The following is an 18,152-nucleotide window of genomic DNA, read 5'->3' as shown; positions in this document are numbered from 1 at the left end:
GACGTCCGTCGGGTAGTGCACGCCCATGAAGACCCGGCAGAACCCTTCGAGCAGCGCCAGCGCTATCCCGGCGAGTCCGAACCTCCGGTTGGCGACGAAGAGTCCGACGCCCATCGCCAGGGTGATCGTCGCGTGGTCGCTGACGAAGGAGAAGTCGGTCTTGCCGCTCACGAGGACGTCCAGTCCCTGGTGGTCGACGAAGGGCCGCGGGCGCTCCACGAAACCCCTTATCGGGACGTTCACGAGGAGCGCGACACCGGCCGCGAGCGGTGTCCAGACGAGGGCCGCCACGGAGGCCGCCGCGTCCGCTCCGCCCCGCCGCCGCACGGTCGACCAGCACCACACGACCAGCAGGACCATCGTGAGCAGGAGACCCCACTCGCCGACGAACTCCACGATCCGGTCGAACCAGTGCGGTGTGTGCCCGGCCAGGCCGTTGATGTCGTAGAGCAGGTCGACGTCGGGGTTCGAACCGGATTCGGCGAGTTGCGCCATGGCGCTGCGGCCCCTTCGTCGTCGTTCACCCGCGGCCACGCCCTTTCGCGCGCCGCTCGATCCCACCCCCGTGGTTGTAGATCAGTTCTCTACGCCAAAAGGAACGCACGGTCCCCCTCAATACGTTCCACCCTCCACGGAATGATCACGCACACGTTATCGAAGAGAGATATCGCCGCAGATCAAGGGGTGGATTCATACCGAAGTGGGCAATGCTTTCGCGCCATCCTCGGTCACCCGGGTGGCCCCGAAGTAGTCGGGCGTGTCGATGGGGTCGAACCGGATGACGGCACCCGACCGGGGAGCGTCGATCATGTATCCGCCGCCCACATAGATGCCCACGTGCCGGATGGCCCGGGAGTTGGTGAGGTCGTCCGAGAAGAAGACCAGGTCCCCCGGCAGCAGTTCGTCGCGCCTGGGGTGCGGCCCCGCGTTGTACTGGTCGTTGGCCACCCGCGGCAGGGTCACCCCCACGCTTTCGTACGAGGCCTTGGTCAGACCCGAGCAGTCGAAGCGTCCGCCCTGGTCAGCCGTTCCGTTGCCACCCCACAGGTAGGGCGTGCCGAGCTTCTTCTGCGCGTACGTGATGGCCCCCGCCGCCTGTTGCGAGGGGTCCACGCGGGTCACCGGGGCCGCGAAGCTCTTCGCCAGCGTGGTGATCGTCTTCACGTAGTTCCGGGTCTCCGCGTACGGCGGCACTCCCCCGTACTTGATGACCGCGTAGGCGCCCGCGTTGTAGGCGGCGAGCATGTTCTCGGTGGGGTTTCCCGGAGCGTTCTTCACATAGGAGGCGAGCTCGCAGTCGTACGAGGCGGCCGACGGAATCGCGTCATTCGGGTTCCATACGTCGCGGACACCGTCCCCGTCGCCGTCGACCCCGTGCGTGGCCCACGTCCCCGGAATGAATTGCGCTATCCCTTCCGCCTTCGCCGGACTCTTCGCGTTCGGATTGAATCCGCTCTCCTGATACAACTGGGCGGCGAGCAGGGCGGGATTGATCGCGGAGCAGAGATTGCCCCACTTCTGCACGAGGCTCTGGTACGCGGCGGGCACGGCACCCTTGGCGAGCCCGACCGAACCGCCGCCGATGCCTCCCGCGAGGTTCCCGGCGACCAGGTAGACGCCGACGACGAGCAGCATCACGAAGCCCATCCCCGCGCCGACGGCAGCGGTCGCCACGATCCAGGCCTTACGCACCGTCAACCGCCCCTCGCCGACCGGGAGTCCGCCGACGTCAGTGTAGAGGCGGGTCCCCGGGCGAGGGGGTCGTCGCGCGCACGGGCGGGGCGGCATGTCCCGCCGGAGGAGCGCTAACCGGCCAGCGCGGCCACGTGGTAGAGCTCCTCGGCCTCGGTGCCGAACACGGCGCTGTACGACACGTCGTCGGTGTCCCCGCCCTGCTCGTGGCCGCCGATGACACCGACGACCGCCCCGTCCCCGTTCACCCAGGGACTGCCGCTGGTCCCGCCGGCGAAGGCGGGACATTCGACGCGCTGCTGCGTACGGCTGTACGCGGTGGGCTTGTCGGTGCAGGTGACGGGGGAGTCGACGGAGCCGGGGTAGCCGGTGACGGTGACGGCGGTGGCCCCGGTGGCGCGGTGCGCGGCGAACGCGTTCGCGCCCCCGACCGCGTCCTCGACCTCCTCGCCGTCGCGGGTGGCGAGGACCGCGAAGGCGACGTCGCTGTCCTCGTCCTGGTCCCGCTTCCACCCCTCGGGGAGGAACACGCCCTGGACGTCCCAGAACCCGTACGGTGCCCTGCCGTCGCGGTAGCCGGGAGCGAAGGAGAGCTGCGCCTGCCCCTCCAGACAGTGGGCGGCGGTCAGGACGAGGTCGCGTCCCCGGCTGCGCACGACGGAGGCGGTGCAGAAGTGCCCGCCGGCGCCGCCGCTCGCGGCGTCCCCGTGGAACAGGGCACCCACCCGGACGCTCCGGCCGTTCTCGGCGGCCCGGACGGTCACGCCGAAGGGTCCGGGGCCGTCGTCGGCCGCGGCGACGGACGAGGACGTCACCGCCAGCAGCACGAGGGCCGCACCGAGCAGTGCCGGCCGCCGGGTGTCTGGGAGACGGGTGATGCGGATGCTCTTCATCGCCCCTCACCTTGCCGCAAGCGGGTGAGAAAAACCTCGGACCTGTCCGAGTATCACCTGTGAAGGCCGACCCCGCCCGGCCACCGGTGCCCGGCCGGGCCCACGGGCCCCGCTCGCCCGGGAACCGCCGGGCACGGGCTCAGTCCCGTACCCGCCCGGAGTGCCGGCACTCCGCCCACAGCAGTTTCCCGCCCCGCGGCGCCCCCGGCCCACGCGGCACGGAGACCCCCCACGCGTCGGCACAGGCCCGTACGAGATGCAGCCCCCGGCCGTGCTCGGCGTCGTCCCGCGGGGGCGGACCGGCGAAGGCGTCCTGCCGGAACCCGGACGGCACGATCGGGTCCGGGTCCCACACGGCGACCCTCAGCCGGTCCGGTTCCACGGGGAGAACACGAAGGGCGTACGGACCGGGCGCGTGCAGATGGGCGTTGGTCAGGAGTTCGGAGGCCAACAGCCCGGCCGTCGGCATCAGTTCGGCGAGTCCGCGGGCGGAGAGAATGGCCCGCAGGGCAACCCGGGCGATACCCGGGGAGCGTGGATCGTGCGGGAGTTGGAGGGTGTAGGACCAGGGCGGGGATACGGTGGCCATGGAAGTCTCCGATCACGGAGGGGAGTTGCACGGTGTCATGTCGCTACGGTGCCCAGTGACCGCGGCCGCTCCGTCGAGCGGGGTACTTCTGGGCGGGGTCCCAGCAATAAGGTAGCGGCGCCTGGGTGAAGGCGTTCACCAGATTGCGAGAACCGGCTTCACTATCACCCGAGTGGGTGACGAACACCAGCAAGGAGGCAGCGAGCCCGTGAGAACGAACCCGACGGGTCGCCAGCTCCGTCTCGGCACGGAGCTGCGCAAACTCCGCGAGCGCGCGGGTCTGACCTCGACCGAGGTCGGTCAACTCATGGGCATCAGGCAGACCCAGGTCAGCAACATGGAGGCCGGACGGGTCGGTGTCAGCGCCGAGCGCGTCCAAACGCTCGCCTCCCACTACGACTGCCTGGACAAGGCTCTGGTCCGAGCACTCGGCGACATGACCGCCCAACGCGTCCGCGGCTGGTGGGAGGAGTACCGCGAGATCCTGCCGGACGGGCTGATCGACCTGGCCGAGGTGGAACACCACGCCACCCGCCTGACCGCCGCGGTCACCGCCCACGTCCCCGGCCTGCTCCAGATCCACGACCACGCCCGCGAGGTCTTCCGCCAGGTCGTCCCGGAACTCACACCCCCCGACATCGAGCACCGGCTGTCGTTCCGCATCAAGCGGCAGACCGTCCTCTTCGACGACTCCCCCACGCCCTACCGGGCGGTCGTCCACGAAGCCGCCCTGCGCATGCGGTTCGGCGGTCCCGCCGTCACGCGGAAGCAGCTCAGGCACATCCTGGACATGAGCGAGCGCCCGCACATCGCCGTCCAGGTCATCCCGTTCAGCGCCGGCGCCTACCCCGGGTCCGGACAGTCGATCCTGTACGCCCACGGAGCGGTCCCCCAGCTCGACACGGTGCACCTCGACCAGTCGCACGGCCCGGTGCTGCTCGACGCCGAGGCCCAGCTCGACAAGTACCGCGTACTGCTCGACCGCATGGAGGCGACCGCCCTCACGCCCGAGGAGTCGCGGACGTTCATCGGCACCATCCTCAAGGACCTGTGAAGGAGTCCGCGATGCCCACGCCCGCCTGGCAGAAGTCCTCGTACTGCGGCGAGGGAGAGGCCTGCGTCCACGTAGCCGGAGAGCCCGCCTCCGGCGCGATCCGCCTCACCGAGACCGGCGACCCCGGCGGAGCGGTGCTCTCCGCCTCCCCGACGGCCTTCCGCTCCCTCCTGCACGCCCTCAAGGAGGACCACGACCGTGGCTGACACCCCTTCCGGCCTCGACTGGGTACGCGCCGCCCCCGAGGAGGCGACCGGGCCGGGCCCCTGGATCGAGATCGCCTTCGACGAGGACGACCTGGTCCGCATCCGGGAGACGAGCGACCCGGAGAACGTCGTCACGACCACCCGCAGGAAGTGGGACGCGTTCGTCCTGGGCGTCCGGGCGGGCGAGTTCGACCACTTCGTCGAGGGGCTGGAGGACGAACGGCCCCCGGCTCCCGCGGAAGGCCGCCCATGAGGTCATGAGGTAGCGCTCGCGGCTCCCCCGCACGGGCTCGGCCCGGGCGCGTCGCCCATCACGGAAGCACTCGGCCGTTCGCGGAGCACGACGCCGCCGCCCGTGCGATTCCCCTGAACGAGCTGTGAGTCGGGTCAAGCGGCCGTCAGCCGCCGGCCATCCGCGAACCATGGGGAGGTCACGCGCCCGCCGCGTTCAGTAAGACGGAAGCAATGCTTCCACAAGCCTCTTGTCGTCGCTCACCCGACAAGGGATGGTCGTCGGCGGGCCACGACGGTCCGACCTGACGGGGCATCCCGGAGAGAGTCACCGCCTTCACCGGCCGACCTCCGGAGTGCGGGCGAACGCCGGGAGACGTGGGGTTCCCCGGCACCACCCCGGCGAACGGGCCGCGGCCCGGTCCGCCGCCCGCCCCGATCACGCCCCCTTCCCACCGGCCCGGCGCGCCGCGTCCACCCCGCGCGGGCCCGGCGACCCGGGGAACATCGGCGCGACGCACCGTCAGAACCCCTCCGCCGGAGCCGCGTCCGTTCGAATTCACCCCGCGCACGAGCCGTAGAAGGGGACAACGACGGAACCACGCGGCAGGTTCCGCTTCCGCCTCATTGCCCGGCGTGACCGGCCGTGATACACAGAGTGACGATACGACTCTTCGTATACCGCCGTACGCCTCCCGAGAGGGTCCCGCGTACGCCGGCGACAAGGAATTCGCACGAATCCCGCCAACCAATGACGTCAAGTCGACATACGAAGGCGTCATTGTCGGCGAGAATGGGCCCGACCTCTGCGCACAGTGGGCAGGGGGTGCAGAACTACCCACCAGGGGCGGTGACTTACATGCTTTTCGCAGCCGACAAGGGCGACATCAACACAATCATCGGTGGAATCGCCCCGGACTGGGGCCCCTTCGGCAGCCTGGGCAACGAAGCAAAGGTGATGGTCGAGGTGGTGATGGCGGTCGCCATCCTGCTCTGCCTCGGCATCGCGATCTGGGGAGCGGCCAAACAGCGCATCGGCGCGACCGCCCTCCGGGACACCTTCAGCGCCGAACAGGGCAAGGGCCTCATCATCGCCGGGCTCACGGGAGTCTTCATCATCGGATCCCTCGGCACGCTCTTCACCATCGTGTACGGCATGGCCGTGTAGCCCGGCCGGGCCGCGCCGCACCCGGCGTACCGTCAGTACCCGGCCGGGCGTGCCCGGATCCTCGCTCCACCGACCCACCCGTCCGTCGTGCCCACCGGCTGAGGTTGCAACTCCCTGATGTCCAGTCACCACACCGCGCCCGCGCGGGAACCAGCACGGCTACCGTCGTACTACGTGGTTCAGCGAGAGGTTGAGGGGGCGTACGCGGCATGAGTCTCGGTGACGAACCCGGGTACGGCGACGGCCCGCGCGGCGACGACGGGGGGTACGGCGGCTCCGGCCAGACCCGCACCCGCCTGCCCGACCGTCCGGGCGACGTCTACGGCGGCGCGCGGCGCGGACGCGGATCCTCCTCGCGGAGCCTGGTCACGGTCGTCGGCGTGGTCGTCCTGCTCATCGCCGCGATCGCCTTCGCGAACCGCGGCGACGACGCGGCCTCCTCGGGCGACGGCGGCGGCGACAAGGCCAAGACGTCCCCCACGGCGGCCTCCGGCGACCACCTGGTGACGACGAAGTCCGCAGGCATCCCGTCGGGCTTCCCCCACACGGAGGAGGGGGCACAGAGCGCGGCAGCGAACTACGGTATCGCCCTGGGCTCCACCGGCATGTTCAACGCCGACCAGCGGCACGCGATCGTCAACGCGGTGTACGCACCCGACGTTGCAGCCGCACGGCAGCCCGACCTGGACTCGGCCTACACGAGTGAGAAGTTCCTGACGAACATCGGCCTGGACAAGAACGGCGCCGCCCCGGCCGGTCAGACCTTCATCTCGCGCATCATTCCGGTCGGCACCAAGACCAAGGCTTCCGGCACGGACAGCGCCACGGTGGAGCTCTGGTACACCTCGCTCTTCGGTCTGTCCGGCGACGGGTCCACCAACCCCGTGACGGAGAGCTGGTACACGACGACCTACCAGCTGAAGTGGACCAATGGGGACTGGAAGGTCACCGACTTCACACAGAAGGACGGTCCTGTCCCTGTGGGGCGAGACCAGAAGGCCTCCACCGCGGACGACATGAGCAAGGCCGTCGAGGAGTTCGGAGGGTTCACGTATGCCCGCTAACAAGCCGCGCCGTGTCCTCTCGCTCGCCACCGCGGTGGTGGCGATGCAGTCGGCCGCCGTCCTGCTGGCCACCAAGGCGGTCGCCGCCCCCAGCCCGACTCCCAGCCGCAACCCTTGTGAACTCGTCCGGGGCCCCGCCAGAAAGTACTGCGACAGCGGCACCAAGGGATCCGGCAAATCCGGCCTCACCACCGACCCCGGTGTCGGGTCCACCCTGGACCCCCTCTCCTCGCTGGCCAAGGGCTGCGCCGACGCCGCCTCCTGGACCATCGACAAGCTCTCCGCCGCCGTGAACGACACCGCCAACGTCGACTTCACGAACCAGAAGTTCCTCCAGCAGTACGCCGTCGTCTTCGCGGCGTCCACGATCCTGACCCTGCTGCTGTGGCTGCTGGCCGTCGCGAAGCGGGCCGTGCGAGGCGTCCCCCTCGGCACCGCCCTGTCCGAGGCGATCGGCTTCCTCTGGCTGACCGTGCTGGCCTCCGCCTTCACGCCGCTGATCCTCTACACGGTCGTCTCGGCGACGGACGGCGTGACGGAGGTGCTCGCCAAGACGACGGGCAACCAGACGGACGCGTTCTTCGGGACGTTCTCCGGCGCGCTGGACAAGGGCAACAGCGTCGGCGGCGGCCCCATCATGCTCATCGTCGTCTCGATGGTCTCGATCCTGGCCGCCGGCATCCTCTGGCTGGAGCTGGTCATCCGGGCCGCCCTGCTCTACGTCGGCGCCCTCCTCGGCACCGTCGTCTACGCCGGCCTCGTCGACAAGAACCTGTGGGGCCACGTCCGCCGCTGGGCGGGCATCATGATCGCGGTGATCCTGGTGAAACCGGTCATCGTCATCGTGCTCGGCCTCGCCGGAGCCCTCAGCTCCGACAGCGGACCCGACGCGTTCTCCGCCGTCGTCTCCGGGCTCGCCATCATCCTGCTCGCCATCTTCGCCAGCGCGATGATCTACCGCTTCGTCCCCGGCTTCGGCGACGAGATCGCCGGCTCCCGCAACAACCGCATCATGCAGGGAGCCGAGGGCAAGGCCGCCGCCGTGATCAGCTCGCCGGCCACCCTCGTCGCGCAGGGCATCAAGACACACAGCTCACGCGCCGACAACAACGGAGGCGGCAGCAGCCAGCCCCGCCCCGCCAACCCCGCGTCCGGCGGTGTGGCCGCGCACAGCAGCCGTACGCCGAACGGAGGCGGCGGATCCGTCCCCTCCGCCGCACCGCCGCCGCGCAGCAGCGCGGTCAACACCCCGCACGCCAGCAACACCCGCAACAGCAACCGCACGGGAGGTGAAGGGCGTTGACGACCGAGTCCCACCTGTCCCATCCGGTCACGCCCCGCCGTACATATCTGATCGGCCGCGCCCGGCCGAACGCGATCGTCGGCCGGAACCGCGAGTCCGGCGAGATCGCGCTCATCATCGCGGGCGCGTTCCTGGGCATGATGTGCGGTCTGCTCGTCCCGGTGCTGTCCCTGCGGATCGTGCTGCTCATGGGCTTCCCGCTGCTCGCGATCGCCGCCGTGTACGTCCCGTACAAGCGCCGCACCTTCTACAAGTGGTTCGAGATCAACCGCAGCTACAAGCGCACCCTGCGCCAGGGAACGGCGTACCGCAGCCAGGTGATGGAGGCCGGCACCCGCTTCGACGGCAGGGAGGTCGAGATCGGACCGCCGCCCGGCATCGGGCGCATCTCCTGGCTCGCCGCCCCGTTCGGACCCGACGAGATCGCCGTGCTGCTGCACGCCGACCGCCGGACCGTCACCGCCGCCATCGAGATCGAGGGACCGGGCGTCGGCCTGCGCGACAGCGAGGACCAGGAGGCCCTCGTCGACCGCTTCGGCACGCTGCTCAAGCACGTGGCGAACGGCGACGGCTTCGTCACCCGCCTCCAGATGCTCGCCCGCACCCTCCCCGCCGACCCGGACGCCCACGCCAAGGACGTCTCCCAGCGCGGCGACGACCGGGCCCCGGGCTGGCTCCAGCAGTCGTACGACCAGCTCCAGTCGATGGTGTCCACGAGCAGCGAGCAGCACCGCGCCTACCTCGTCGCCTGCATGCACTACTCGCGCGAACTGGCCGCCGAGGGCCAGGCCATGGCGCGGGCGGCGCGGCCGCAGGGCGGCCGCAAGGTCGACCGGGACGCCGGACTCGCCGTCGTCATGGCCCGCGAGCTGACCGACATCTGCTCCCGGCTCCAGGAAGCCGACATCCGTGTGCGCCAGCCGCTCGGCCAGGGCCGGCTCGCCTCCCTCGTGCACTCGATGTACGACCCCGACCACCCGATCGACCACATCCAGGCGATGACCAAGCGCAACGCCTGGCCGGCCGAGCTCGACGCCATGGAGCCCACGTACCTCCAGGCCAAGACCCGCGAGTCCTCCACCCGCGCCCCCTGGTGCCACGCCACGGCCTGGGTGAAGGAGTGGCCGATGACCCCGGTCGGCGTCAACTTCCTCGCCCCCCTCCTCGTCCACACCCCCGACGTCATCCGCACGGTCGCCGTGACGATGGACCTCGAACCCACCGAGATCGCCATCGAACGCATGCTGACCGAGAAGACCAACGACGAGGCCGAGGCCAGCCGCGCCGCCAAGATGAACCGCACCGTCGACCCGCGCGACATCGCCTCGCACAACCGCCTCGACCAGCGCGGCGAGGACCTGGCGAGCGGCGCCGCGGGCGTCAACCTCGTCGGCTACATCACCGTCTCCTCCCGCAATCCCGAGGCCCTCGCGCGCGACAAGCGCACCATCCGCGCCTCGGCCGGCAAGTCGTACCTGAAACTCGAGTGGTGCGACCGCGAGCACCACCGCGCCTTCGTCAACACACTGCCGTTCGCCACCGGAATCCGCAGGTAGGGGCTGATGCACTGATGCGGGATCCGTTGTCCGCCGCGACGGACGCCTTCACGTCCTTCCTCTTCGGCAAGGTCGAGACGACCCGCCTGCCCGTGCGCACCTCCACGGGCCAGGCGCAGGCGGTCTACCTGCCCACCGCCGCACCGGGTCTCGGCGACTCGGGCGTCATCATCGGCCGCGAGGTGTACTCCGGCAAGGGCTACATCTACGACCCCTTCCAGCTGTACGGACAGCAGCTCCCCGCCCCGCACTGGCTGGTCCTCGGCGAGTCCGGCAACGGCAAGTCGGCCCTGGAGAAGACGTACGTCCTGCGCCAGCTGCGCTTCCGCGACCGCCAGGTCGTCGTCCTCGACGCCCAGGGCGAGGACGGCGTCGGCGAATGGAACCTCATCGCGCAGGAGCTGGGGATAACTCCCATCCGGCTCGACCCGACGGCCGCCCTGGACATGGGCATCCGGCTCAACCCGCTCGACCCCTCGATCACGACGACGGGCCAGCTCGCCCTGCTGCGCACCATCATCGAGGTCGCGATGGGCCACGGCCTCGACGAGCGGTCCGGCTTCGCCCTGAAGGTCGCGCACGCCTACGTCAACGAGACGATCGTCGAGCGCCAGCCGGTGCTCACCGACATCGTCGAGCAGCTGCGCCACCCCGAACCGGAGTCCGCCGAGGCGATGAACGTCGCCATAGACGACGTACGGGCCTGGGGCCTGGACGTCGCCCTGGTCCTGGACCGGCTGGTCGACGGTGACCTCAGGGGCATGTTCGACGGCCCGACGACGGTCGGCATCGACCTGGACGCCCCTCTCATCGTCTTCGACCTGTCGCACATCGACCGGAACTCCATCGCCATGCCCATCCTCATGGCGATCGTCGGTGTGTGGCTGGAGCACACCTGGATCCGGCCCGACCGCAAGAAGCGCATCTTCCTGGTGGAAGAGGCCTGGCACATCATCAACAGTCCCTTCGTGGCCCAGCTCTTCCAGCGGCTGCTGAAGTTCGGGCGCCGCCTCGGCCTGTCCTTCGTGGCGGTGGTCCACCACCTGTCGGACGTCGTCGACGGAGCGGCGGCCAAGGAGGCCGCCGCGATCCTGAAGATGGCCTCGACACGGACCATCTACGCCCAGAAGGCGGACGAGGCCCGTTCGACGGGCCGGGTCCTCGGCCTGCCGCGTTGGGCGGTCGAGATCATCCCGACGCTGACCCCGGGCATCGCCGTCTGGGACGTCAACGGCAACGTCCAGGTGGTCAAGCACCTCATCACCGAGACGGAACGCCCACTGGTCTTCACCGACCGGGCCATGACGGAGTCGTCCACCGATCTCGTCTCCGACGACGCCCTGCGCGCCGCCGAACTGGAGGCCGAGGAACGGGCGGCGGCCTTCGTGGAACAGCACCTGGGCGATCTCGACGGCTCCACCGAGTCCACGGTGGCATGAGATGAGACAGGACGGCGACCGGCGCGAGGGGCCGGGCGGCATCCCCGACGGCCTGCTGATCGGGGTACTGGGCTTCCTCCTCGGCATGACCCTGATGGTCTGGACGGCGACGGGCCTCGCGGGCTGGTTCTCCCGCGGCGCCTGGCCGGACGCGATCACCTTCACCCGTACGCCCCTGGCCATGCGGCACCTGATCGGCGAGCCGCACGACATCGTCGGCGCCTGGCCCGACACCCCGGCCTCGCAGCTGTCGGGCTACGGCCTCTTCTGGGGCCTGTTCATCGGCCAGTTGATGGTGCTGCTGGTCCTCGCCGTGTTCGTGATGGGCACGGTGGCACGGTGGCGGGCGGGACGGGCGCGAAGGCGGGCGCAGGCCATGACGGCCAGGGCGGCCGCGGCCTCCAAGGACGCTCCGGATCCGGTGGTGCCACCGGCCAGGACGGAACGGCGGACGCTGCCGACGCAGCCCCTGGAGACGGCCCCCAGGGCGGCCGAGGGCGATCGGGTGGGCGCCGCCCAGCCACTCCAGCAGTCCCACGGACACACGGGGGCACAGACGCTCGGCCAGGTGGTTCCGCAGCCGCAGGGGTACGAGGCCTCGCAGGCGCAGGGGCACGTGACCGCGCAGACGCAGGAACACGTGGCAGCGGGGACAGCCGGCCACGAGGGCGGCCGGGAGGCCGTCGCCTCCGAGGCCGCGCCGGCCCGTTCCGCGGCGGCACCCCGGCAGAACCCCGCGTGGACGTCCGGGCGCGCGGTCGTCCTAGCCCCCGCCGAGACCCGTCACCCCACCGCGGCCCAGGCCGTACGCGACGCCGAGGGCCCGGTCCTCGTCATCACCTCCGACCCCCGCACCTGGTCGGAGACCAAGGACGCCCGCGCCAAACTGGGCCCCGTCCTCCTCTACGACCCGGCCCACCTCTGCGACACCCCGGCCCGGCTGCACTGGTCCCCCGCGGCGGGCTGCGAGGACAAGGAGACGGCGGCGGCCAGAGCGGTCGCCCTCCTCGCCCCGGTGCGTCCCTCCGCCAAGGCGGACCAGGCGATGGCCGATGTCGCGGAAACGCTCATGCGCAGCTATCTGCACGCCGCCGCGGTGGAGGGCAAGGCGTTCCGCCACGTCCACCGCTGGGCCCAGGGCTCACAGGTGCAGGACGCCGTACGGGCCCTGCGGACGAATCCCAAGGCCGCGTCCGGCGCCGCCGGCGAGCTGGAGGCCGCGCTCGTCTCGCACCCCGAACGCCGGGACATAGCACAGGAGCTGACGGCGCGTGCGCTGTCGTCGTTCACCACGGTCAACATCCGCGAATCCTGCACTCCGAACCGAAATGACAGCCTCGCCTTGGATTCCTTCGTCAACGAAGGGGGAACTCTTTATATGATCGGCGAGCCCATCGAGGACCCCAAGGCCGGCCCCGGCGCCATGCCCTTCCTGACGGCCCTCGCCTCAAGCGTGGTCGAGCGCGGCCGGCGCATGGCCGAACGGTCATCCTCCGGTCGGCTCGACCCACCACTCACGCTCGTCCTGGACGACATCGCGGCCGTGGCCCCGCTGCCCCAGCTCCCCGATCTGCTGACCACGGGCCCGGCCCGCGGCCTGCCGACCCTGGCCCTCCTCCGCTCCCGCGAACAACTCCGTTCGCGCTGGCCGCAGTACGAGCTTCCGATCTGAGGAAGAAGCACCGCCAAGACCCGTCACCCGTCACCCGTCACCCGTCACCCGTCACCCGTCACCCGTCACCCGTCACAGGAACGTCAGGCGAACCGACGCGGACAGGGCCTCGGCACCCCGGACACGGTCATGGCTCACCGCGATGTAGAGATCCTTCAGATCGGCCAGGGCAGCGAGCGGGGTGAGGTCGATGTCTCCTTCCGCCCTCATGTCTCCTACAAACTCGCAGTACTCCAAACGTGGAAAGGCCAGGGGCAGCCGGTGCACGGCGGCCTGGACGACCCGCTCACCGCCACCTCCACCGAGAGACAGGGTGGTGACGGACGCCATGACCGCCTCCGGCTCGAGCATGTCCAGCGAAGCGGCTGTGGCGCTGAGATCGGTGAGGTGCGGCAGGGCGCGGATCTCCTGCCAGTCGGCGGCGGAAGCCGGGGCGGACTCCCGGCACAGTCCGAGGCTCGTGAGTTCGGAAAAGCGGCTCAAGCCCGCGAGTCCGCCTTCGGGTGCCGCACCGTCGGTGACCTGCAAAGTCCGCAAGCGGGCACTGGAGTTGAGCCCGCGCGGCGACCAGCGGAGGCCGGGAGCACCTCCGAGCACCAGCGATTCCAGCTGGGGCAGTTCCCCGAGCGCACGTAGGTCGATGTCGGCCCGGAGCGTGGTGAGGTCAAGGTGCCGCAGGCCGAGTCCACCGATTCCGCGGAGATCCAGAAGGTTCGCACAGCCCCGGATGATCAGCGAGGTCAACTCGGTCTGACCAGACAGGAATTCCAGATCGGCCGGCTTGCCCTGCAGACTCAGCTGACCGACGCGGTGGTGGGAGAGATACAGGGTCAGTGCCTCCACGGAGACGGCAGCTCTCACGTCCAGGCTCTCCGGGACGAGCCCGAGACGCCGAAGATGACCGAGCTGCTCGTCGCTCTGGACGGTGTAGGTGAGATCGTCCGGCTTCAGCCGCGCGATGATCTCGTCGGCGTACTGCCCACTGTCGAAGCGGGACCAGGCCCATACGAGCTGAGCGCGCACCGGGACGAAGGCGTGCTCGACGAACCGTGCGAGAAAGGTGATGGCGGCTTCGGAGGTGATGTGCGATGCGGCGATGACCGTGTTGAAGGCGGCCACGTCGTTGTCGAGTTCCTCGGGCCCCGGCAGGAGATGCAGGATCAGGGGCCCGACCTCCGCCAGTGCCCGGGCCTCTTCCTCGTTCCTCGGAGGGATGAGGGTGGCGGTGGATCGCTCCACGGCCTCCCGCACGGACGGGCTGAGGGAGGTGGCGTGTTCCAGGCAGGCGGCCGCCACCAGGTAGATGCGCGTCTGCACCTTCCTGTCGGGGGCACGCTCCCCCCGGCCGAGCAGTTCCTGGAAGATCGTCTCGCGCTCTCGGGGCCGGGCCAGCGCGACGGCCATGCGGATCACGTCCTCCCACTGGTCGTCGTCCGCGTGCTCGACCAGCAGCCCGAAGTCGCCCTCCGCCACGGCCGCCCGGGCACCGAGGAAGTCCTGGAAGGTGCGATGGATGAAGTCCACCGTGCCGGGGGCCGGCTCGCGCAACAGGCCGCTGCGCTCGAGGAAGTGGTCGAAGACGGCCGACGCCCCACCCAGTTCGGCGATCTCGGGGATCGCGGGAACAGCCCGGCCGATGATGATCTCCGCTCGTGAACGGTCCATCTCCGTGCGGCCGTTCTTGATCAGCCAGTAGGCGATCAGCTGGAGAACCTCCAGCTGCGGCTCCTCGCGGAGGGAGGGGACCTTCATGTCCCGTTCCCGGTCGCGGCGGCTGAGCAGCATCGACAGCGCGGCCTCGTACAGGTCCTTGCGCCCATGGGGCAGATAGCCGCGCCGATCGCGGTGGAGGGCGCAGATCAGCCCGCACATCAGGGGATTGGTGGCGAGCCGTCCGAGATCCGGCTGCGTCCGGACGGCGGTGAGGAGCTGGGCTTCGTACCGAGCGAGTTCACCGCCGTCGTCCGTGCTCGTCCGGGCTGCGGCGTGCCACCGCTTGATGAAGGTGGCGATGTCCGCCGGACCCATCGCGGAGAGCGTCAGCTCGGCGAAGTTGTCCTCGAACAACCAGCGGTGGTCCACGGCTGACGGCCGCGAGGTGACCAGCCAGCGGTTCTCCCCGTCGTACGTCTCGATCAGCTCCCGCAGCCATCTGCGGGTCCGCTCGCGCTCGGGTTCGGGGACCTCGTCGATGCCGTCGACGAGGACCAGCCCGCGCCCGGCGCGGAGAACCCGGTCCTCCCATCCGTCGGGCTGAGCGCCGGCCAGCGGACAGCCGGTCGCGGCGAGGAAGTCGTGAGGGCCGGGCAGCCGGTCACCGTGGCGCGTGAGGGTACGGAGCGGGAGGACGAACGGCACCCGGTCGTAGAGGTACGCCAACCGGTCGGGCAGATCCGTACAGGCGGCGGTGATGGCCAGCCACTGCACCAGCGTGGTCTTACCCGAACCGGCCTCACCGCGCAGCAGGACACGCCGGTTGGAGGCGAGGGCCTCGTCGGCGGGCTGGGGGACGCCCAGGCGACGGGCGAGCACGGCCAGTTCCGCGAAAACATCGCGGACTTCCTGACTGCTGAAACCCTCGGCGAGAGACCGGACGTCGAAATCCCCGCTGGTCTCCCAGTCCCTGAGCATTCCCCTCACGTGTTCGTCGAGCTCCGCCCCCGTCCCGCTTCCGGGCCGGCTCCTTCCCGGTGCGGAGAGCAACTCGTCGTTCAGAGCGCGCCATGCCGCCTCGACGTCGCCCCGCTGCCGCCTGCGAAACCATGCCGGTGGCTGCCGCGTCGACGGGACCCCCGTCGTCTCCAGGTTCAGATACGCCAGGTCCAACGGCCACCGCGTCGGTGAGCTGCTCAGGTCGATCCCGTAGATCGTGAGCTTTCCGTGCTTCTTGCGCAGATGCTCCAGATACCGCTGCTCGAAGGCAGCGTCCTCGCCTCCCGGAAGCGGACTGCGCCGGATCAACTCGTCTACCTTGGAGATGATTTCGTCGAGGTCCCGCGTCTGCTCCACCAGAGCGTGGGCGACAAAGGTCGACCGCTGCGTGAAGAACTGCAGGATGTGCAGACAGGCCGTGTCGACCAGGCGCTCGTAGAAATACGTTGCCTGGGCGCTCAGATGCCGCTCAGGACGGTCACCGGCATTGCGCAGCTCCCGAGCGAAGCCTTGGTGCCCGAGACGGACGGCGTCGAGATCGGTGAGGGTGAGGTCGCCGAGTGCGTGGAGCGTAGCCCCGAGGGCGTCGGCGACGGCCTGCTCCTCGTCGGCCGCGATGGGCCGCTCGCCGGTCCGCAGCCCCTGCCGGACCAGCTTGGCGGCGAGTTCACGGACGTCGGTCTCGGTGAGGGAACGCTTCTCCCCCTTGAAGGAGACGTACCCCGAGATACGGATCGGCTCGTCGACGAGGCCAGCGCCCGGCCCCTCGGTGACGAACAGCTTCTTCACAAGGGGGCCCACGGCGGCCGAGGCCAGCCTCGTTCCGACAGTGGCGAGTTCCACGCGTGCTCCCCCGAGACGGCGACGATCCCTTCCCACGGATACTAGGCCGCAACGCCCGGCACGGGAGATCGTTCCGTCAGTCCCGAGTGATCACGAACTCCAGCTCCAGTTCGCCGGTGCCCCCCGGCATCGGTGCCGTCTCTCCGGTGGGCAGGAAACCCGCCTTCCGGTAGAACGCCTCGGCACGACCGTTCTTCTCGTGCACGAACAACCGCACGCGCTCGAGCCCGGCCTCCCAGGACCACGCGAGAGCGGCGTCGAAGAGCCCCTGGGTCACCCCGGCCGCGCTCCCGCGGTACTCGGGCCGTACGAACACCCCCACCAGATGCCCCTGCCGGCGCTCGGGCACCGTCCCGAACGCATCGGGCACCCCGGCCTCCTCGACCAGCACGGTCACGGAACCCGCCCACACCCCGTCCTCGCCCACGGCCACGATCTGCTGCCGCTCGGTGGCTCCGACGGCCGCCCCGGACGCCCTGTCCTGCCAGAAGTCGTCCGCCTTGGCGGCCGCGTCCTCGTAGGTCTCCAGGAACGCGAGGTGCGCGACGGGGTCCCGCAGGGCGTCGAGCCTGAGCTCCTTCACCTGCCGCCACTCGTCGGAGCGTATGGAACGGATCTCATGGGTCCTGAAGGTCATGGAAGTCACCGTAGTACGCGCGTGCGACCGCGCTCACCTGGATATCCACCCTGCCGATCACCGCCGGCCCGGACACCGTCATGCTCTTCCCTGTACGGCACACACCGCCGACCGATCCGATCACGCGCAAGCTCGCCAGGGAGAACATCGCATGGCCAAAGTCCAACTAGAGGAACTCCGCAGCGTCATCCATCCCACGGGAAAGCTGGACAGCCGCGCGGAGCACTGGGCCGGCCGCCTCTACATGCGGTCCCTCTCCCTGCGCGTGACCCGCCATCTCGTCGACACCCGCATCTCGCCGAACCAGATCACCGTCATCATGGTCTTCGCCGGGATGCTCTCGGGGGTCGCCCTGATCCTGCCGGGCCTCGGTGGCGCCGTACTCTCCGTCGTCTTCATGCAGCTGTACCTGCTGCTCGACTGCGTGGACGGCGAAGTGGCCCGCTGGCGTCGCCAGTTCAGTCCGCTCGGCGTCTACCTGGACCGCCTCGGCGCCTACCTCGCCGACGCCGCCGTGATGGTGGGCATGGGCATCCGCGCCGCCCAACTCGGTCTCGACCTCTACCTGGTGGCCGGTCTGGCCGCGGCGATCGGCGTCCTGCTCCTGAAGTCGTCCTCCGACCTGGTGCACGTGGCCCGCTCCGACAGCGGCATGGAGAAGGCGACCGACGCCTCCGTCGTCCCGCGCTCCAGCGGTCTCGCGCAGGTCCGCCGACTCGCCTCGGCCGTGGGCCTCCACCGCCTGGTCAACGGCATCGAGTGCACCATCCTGCTGCTCGTCACCGCGGTCGTCGACTTGGCGATGGGCGACCTGACGGCCACGCGGATCGCGACCGTCGCCGTGACGGCGATCGTGTGGCTGCTCGTGCCGGCGCACATCGTCTCGATCGTCGCGTCGTCCCGCCTGAAGTAACCGCACCAAAGGAAAGGGGCGGCCTCCTCGAGGAGGCCGCCCCTTTCCCGTGAAACCTGTTCCTGATTTCTCATGGAAACTGTTCCTGAACGCAGAAAACCCCCGTACCGGTATCCCCGGTACGGGGGTTTTCTTCAAAATTTGTTCGGCGGTGTCCTACTCTCCCACAGGGTCCCCCCTGCAGTACCATCGGCGCTGTGAGGCTTAGCTTCCGGGTTCGGAATGTAACCGGGCGTTTCC

Annotated in this window: 16 protein-coding genes and 1 rRNA gene; 10 read left to right on the top strand and 7 right to left on the bottom strand. The window is 69.9% G+C overall.

Features of this window, described 5'->3' with window-relative positions; translation table 11 throughout:
• From CW362_RS39015 to CW362_RS39000, 4 genes are all read right to left on the bottom strand, one after another.
• On the bottom strand, positions 1 to 495 hold a 495-nt coding region (locus CW362_RS39015), incomplete at its 3' end, for a phosphatase PAP2 family protein (protein ID WP_103554326.1).
• Positions 496 to 690: 195 nt separating this feature from the next.
• Positions 691 to 1,698: a bifunctional lytic transglycosylase/C40 family peptidase gene (locus CW362_RS39010; RefSeq protein ID WP_240658282.1), complete on the bottom strand. Its 1,008-nt coding sequence runs from the start codon at positions 1,696 to 1,698 to the stop codon at positions 691 to 693.
• Between the two features lie 107 nt (positions 1,699 to 1,805).
• Positions 1,806 to 2,585, bottom strand: coding sequence for a trypsin-like serine peptidase (locus CW362_RS39005; RefSeq protein ID WP_103554325.1), 780 nt, complete (start codon positions 2,583 to 2,585; stop codon positions 1,806 to 1,808).
• Between the two features lie 139 nt (positions 2,586 to 2,724).
• A complete protein-coding gene (locus tag CW362_RS39000) occupies positions 2,725 to 3,174 on the bottom strand; it encodes an ATP-binding protein (RefSeq protein ID WP_103554324.1) in 450 nt (149 codons plus the stop codon).
• A 208-nt stretch (positions 3,175 to 3,382) separates the two neighbouring features.
• Between CW362_RS39000 and CW362_RS38995 the strand changes: the two genes are divergently transcribed.
• The 9 genes from CW362_RS38995 (at position 3,383) to CW362_RS38955 (ending at position 12,867) form a co-directional block, all read left to right on the top strand.
• Positions 3,383 to 4,228, top strand: a complete 846-nt coding sequence (locus CW362_RS38995) for a helix-turn-helix domain-containing protein (RefSeq protein ID WP_103554323.1) — start codon at positions 3,383 to 3,385, stop codon at positions 4,226 to 4,228.
• An 11-nt stretch (positions 4,229 to 4,239) separates the two neighbouring features.
• On the top strand, positions 4,240 to 4,434 hold the full coding sequence (locus CW362_RS38990; protein ID WP_103554328.1) for a DUF397 domain-containing protein: 195 nt from the start codon (positions 4,240 to 4,242) through the stop codon (positions 4,432 to 4,434).
• The gene (locus CW362_RS38985) at positions 4,427 to 4,687 is read left to right on the top strand and encodes a DUF397 domain-containing protein (protein WP_103554322.1); all 261 of its coding nucleotides are present in this window, start codon (positions 4,427 to 4,429) and stop codon (positions 4,685 to 4,687) included. Before CW362_RS38990 ends, CW362_RS38985 begins: the two co-directional genes overlap by 8 nt.
• Positions 4,688 to 5,524: 837 nt before the next feature.
• On the top strand, positions 5,525 to 5,833 hold the full coding sequence (locus tag CW362_RS38980) for a hypothetical protein (protein WP_037622434.1): 309 nt from the start codon (positions 5,525 to 5,527) through the stop codon (positions 5,831 to 5,833).
• Between the two features lie 209 nt (positions 5,834 to 6,042).
• Positions 6,043 to 6,897, top strand: coding sequence for a hypothetical protein (locus CW362_RS38975; RefSeq protein ID WP_167455658.1), 855 nt, complete (start codon positions 6,043 to 6,045; stop codon positions 6,895 to 6,897).
• The gene (locus CW362_RS38970) at positions 6,887 to 8,200 is read left to right on the top strand and encodes a hypothetical protein (protein ID WP_103554321.1); all 1,314 of its coding nucleotides are present in this window, start codon (positions 6,887 to 6,889) and stop codon (positions 8,198 to 8,200) included. Before CW362_RS38975 ends, CW362_RS38970 begins: the two co-directional genes overlap by 11 nt.
• On the top strand, positions 8,197 to 9,756 hold the full coding sequence (locus tag CW362_RS38965) for an SCO6880 family protein (RefSeq protein WP_103554320.1): 1,560 nt from the start codon (positions 8,197 to 8,199) through the stop codon (positions 9,754 to 9,756). Before CW362_RS38970 ends, CW362_RS38965 begins: the two co-directional genes overlap by 4 nt.
• A gap of 14 nt (positions 9,757 to 9,770) precedes the next feature.
• A complete protein-coding gene (locus tag CW362_RS38960; RefSeq protein ID WP_103554319.1) occupies positions 9,771 to 11,195 on the top strand; it encodes an ATP-binding protein in 1,425 nt (474 codons plus the stop codon).
• Between the two features lies 1 nt (position 11,196).
• Positions 11,197 to 12,867 carry a type IV secretory system conjugative DNA transfer family protein gene (locus tag CW362_RS38955; protein ID WP_103554318.1) on the top strand — a complete coding sequence of 557 codons (1,671 nt, stop codon included), beginning with the start codon at positions 11,197 to 11,199 and terminating at the stop codon, positions 12,865 to 12,867.
• A gap of 72 nt (positions 12,868 to 12,939) precedes the next feature.
• Here CW362_RS38955 and CW362_RS38950 read toward each other — a convergent pair whose 3' ends face one another.
• Positions 12,940 to 16,362, bottom strand: coding sequence for an NACHT domain-containing protein (locus tag CW362_RS38950; protein ID WP_103554317.1), 3,423 nt, complete (start codon positions 16,360 to 16,362; stop codon positions 12,940 to 12,942).
• Between the two features lie 76 nt (positions 16,363 to 16,438).
• A complete protein-coding gene (locus tag CW362_RS38945; RefSeq protein ID WP_103554316.1) occupies positions 16,439 to 16,999 on the bottom strand; it encodes a GNAT family N-acetyltransferase in 561 nt (186 codons plus the stop codon).
• Between the two features lie 151 nt (positions 17,000 to 17,150).
• Here CW362_RS38945 and CW362_RS38940 point away from each other — a divergent pair, with 151 nt between their 5' ends.
• A complete protein-coding gene (locus CW362_RS38940) occupies positions 17,151 to 17,912 on the top strand; it encodes a CDP-alcohol phosphatidyltransferase family protein (protein WP_103554315.1) in 762 nt (253 codons plus the stop codon).
• A 143-nt stretch (positions 17,913 to 18,055) separates the two neighbouring features.
• On the opposite strand, the gene rrf is transcribed toward CW362_RS38940, so the two are convergent.
• Positions 18,056 to 18,152, bottom strand: a 5S ribosomal RNA gene (gene rrf, locus CW362_RS38935); the annotation flags it as partial.

Origin of the sequence: Streptomyces populi, from assembly GCF_002911015.1 — a bacterium.
GTDB classification, from domain to species: domain Bacteria; phylum Actinomycetota; class Actinomycetes; order Streptomycetales; family Streptomycetaceae; genus Streptomyces; species Streptomyces populi.
This window is presented reverse-complemented; position numbering and strand designations above follow the sequence as displayed.

What these genes read in the sequence shown, in the direction of transcription:
- CW362_RS38940 (WP_103554315.1), top strand. Translation starts at nt 17,151, where the DNA reads ATGGCCAAAGTCCAACTAGAGGAACTCCGCAGCGTCATCCATCCCACG.
- CW362_RS39000 (WP_103554324.1), bottom strand. Translation starts at nt 3,174, where the DNA reads ATGGCCACCGTATCCCCGCCCTGGTCCTACACCCTCCAACTCCCGCAC.
- CW362_RS38990 (WP_103554328.1), top strand. Translation starts at nt 4,240, where the DNA reads ATGCCCACGCCCGCCTGGCAGAAGTCCTCGTACTGCGGCGAGGGAGAG.
- CW362_RS38970 (WP_103554321.1), top strand. Translation starts at nt 6,887, where the DNA reads ATGCCCGCTAACAAGCCGCGCCGTGTCCTCTCGCTCGCCACCGCGGTG.
- CW362_RS39005 (WP_103554325.1), bottom strand. Translation starts at nt 2,585, where the DNA reads ATGAAGAGCATCCGCATCACCCGTCTCCCAGACACCCGGCGGCCGGCA.
- CW362_RS38955 (WP_103554318.1), top strand. Translation starts at nt 11,197, where the DNA reads ATGAGACAGGACGGCGACCGGCGCGAGGGGCCGGGCGGCATCCCCGAC.
- CW362_RS38945 (WP_103554316.1), bottom strand. Translation starts at nt 16,999, where the DNA reads ATGACCTTCAGGACCCATGAGATCCGTTCCATACGCTCCGACGAGTGG.
- CW362_RS38960 (WP_103554319.1), top strand. Translation starts at nt 9,771, where the DNA reads ATGCGGGATCCGTTGTCCGCCGCGACGGACGCCTTCACGTCCTTCCTC.
- CW362_RS38980 (WP_037622434.1), top strand. Translation starts at nt 5,525, where the DNA reads ATGCTTTTCGCAGCCGACAAGGGCGACATCAACACAATCATCGGTGGA.
- CW362_RS38975 (WP_167455658.1), top strand. Translation starts at nt 6,043, where the DNA reads ATGAGTCTCGGTGACGAACCCGGGTACGGCGACGGCCCGCGCGGCGAC.